At 69.9% G+C, this 1,667-nt stretch carries 1 protein-coding gene; it reads left to right on the top strand.

Annotated elements, in window-relative coordinates:
- Positions 1 to 126: 126 nt before the first annotated feature.
- The gene (locus IE269_RS42620; protein WP_189828755.1) at positions 127 to 1,503 is read left to right on the top strand and encodes an IS1380 family transposase; all 1,377 of its coding nucleotides are present in this window, start codon (positions 127 to 129) and stop codon (positions 1,501 to 1,503) included.
- The last annotated feature ends 164 nt before the right edge of the window (positions 1,504 to 1,667 follow it).

Below are 1,667 nucleotides of genomic sequence, written 5' to 3'. Positions count from 1 at the left end.
TTAGCCTCGGGCTTTCATGAAGGCCGGTGTCCGACGGGTGATCAGGCAAACGAAAAGTGCCTCTGACCAGCGAGAATGAGGATTGTCGAGGTCCTTGTTCCTGCCACCGTCGGAGGCACTTTCCAGGTGAAGAAGCGTATCGGTTCCTACCCACGTGTCCGCGTCGGGGGCGGCGGTCGGGCGGTGGTCTCGCAGGCGGGCGGTGTCCTGCTGGTCGAGACCGTCCGCAAGGCCGGGCTGGATCAGGCGATATCGGCGGCCCTGGCCCCGTGGCGCAAGCCGCGGGCGGTGCACGATCCGGGGAAGATCCTGCTGGATGTGGCCCTGGCGGTCGCGCTCGGCGGAGACTGCCTGGCCGATGTCGGCATGCTGCGTGCCGAGCCAGCCGTGTTCGGGGCGGTGGCCTCGGATCCCACCGTCTCCCGCCTGATCGGCGTCCTCGCGTCGGCCGGGCCGAAGGCCCTGACCGCGATCCGTACCGCACGCGCCCATGTCCGCGAGCACGTCTGGGAGTTGGCCGGGGTGGCGGCCCCGAACGCGGGCGGGCAGATGATCGTGGACATCGACGGGGTGCTTGTGCTGGCCCACTCCGAGAAGCAGGACGCTGCTGCGACCTGGAAGAAGACGTTCGGACACCATCCGCTGCTGGCCTTCGTCGACCACGGCCCGGGTGGGAACGGGGAGCCGGTCGCGGCCCTGCTGCGGCCGGGGAACGCGGGATCCAACACTGCCGCCGACCACATCACCACCGCGGGGCTCGCCCTGGCCCAACTGCCGAAGACCTACCGGCGCGGACGCCGGACGCTGATCCGTACCGATTCCGGCGGCGGCACCCACGCGTTCGTGACCTGGCTCGCGAAGCGTGGCCGGTGGCTGTCCTACTCGGTCGGGATGACCATCACCGACGCCATCCACCACGCCGCCCTTCGGGTTCCCGCCTCTGCCTGGACGGTGGCCGTCGAGCCGGACGGATCCATCCGCGACGGAGCCTGGGTCGCCGAGCTCGACGGTGACGTCCTCAAGGGCTGGCCGACGGGGATACGGCTGATCGTCCGCAAGGAACGACCCCACCCCGGCGCCCAGTTGAGGTTCACCGACGCCGACGGACTGCGGCTTACCTGCTTTGCCACCAACACCACCGGCGAGAAGATCGAGGCCCTGGAGCTACGCCACCGCCAACGCGCCCGCGCCGAGGACCGCATCCGAAACGCCCGCGCCACCGGCCTGCGCAACCTGCCCCTCCATGACGCCGCGCAGAACCAGATCTGGCTGGAGATCGTCCAGCTCGCACTCGACCTGCTGGCCTGGATGCCGATGCTCGCGCTGACCGACAAGGCCCGGCTCTGGGAGCCCCGCCGGCTACGGATCCGCCTCTTCTCCGCCGCCGCCCAGCTCGTGACCACCGCCCGTCGCCGGCACCTCAGATTCGCCGACCACTGGCCCTGGACCGACGTGATCACCAGCGCCCTGGCCAGGCTCGACGCCCTCCCGAACCCTGACTGACCAGCAGACTCCCGTCCCGACGAGCAGCACCAACCCACCCGGAGCCGTGGAACCCGGCGCCCACCCGACGCGACAGCCGGGCCGTCAACCTGCCCGCACCCGGCCCAACAAAGCGCAACAGCCCACCAGTTGACCTGACGAGCCGTCACGAAATTTCGAGGTTA

The sequence above is a fragment of the Streptomyces spiroverticillatus genome, assembly GCA_014650415.1.
GTDB classification, from domain to species: domain Bacteria; phylum Actinomycetota; class Actinomycetes; order Streptomycetales; family Streptomycetaceae; genus Streptomyces; species Streptomyces spiroverticillatus.
Note: the sequence above shows the minus strand (reverse complement) of the source record. Positions and strands in the feature narration are given on the sequence as shown.